The organism is Thioclava sp. UBA3469 (assembly GCF_002378135.1).
Lineage (GTDB): Bacteria > Pseudomonadota > Alphaproteobacteria > Rhodobacterales > Rhodobacteraceae > Thioclava > Thioclava sediminum.
In genome coordinates this window covers 1925-2281 of record NZ_DFRG01000191.1, presented here as the reverse complement: position 1 = coordinate 2281, position 357 = coordinate 1925, and the positions used below count along the sequence as shown (strand labels likewise).

General features: G+C 68.3%; 1 pseudogene. It reads left to right on the top strand.

The annotated features are described in order from the left end of the window. Window positions 1-168: 168 nt before the first annotated feature. Window positions 169-357 (top strand): annotated as a pseudogene (locus B3D39_RS13660) (MBL fold metallo-hydrolase); the annotation flags it as partial.

The window sequence follows — 357 nt, the reverse complement described above, 5'->3', positions numbered from 1 at the left end:
GCCCTATCGCGGCAAGCGCAACGAACCTGCCTATACGGCCCACACCGCCAAGGTCGGCGCCGATGTCTTCGGCCTGCCGCTCGAGGAATTCGCCGCCGCGACGCAGGCCAATTTCGACCGCCTGTTCTGGAAAGCCGCCGAGCATGGCGAGCGGGGGAGCATCGCTGCATGAGTCGGATGCGCTTCACGATCCTCGGCTGCGGCTCCTCGGGGGGCGTGCCGCGCATCGGCAACAATTGGGGCGACTGCGACCCGGCGAATCCGAAGAACCACCGGCTGCGCTGTTCGATGCTGGTCGAGCGGGTCGCCCAGTCGGGCACCACGCGGGTGCTGATCGACACCACGCCCGACATGCGC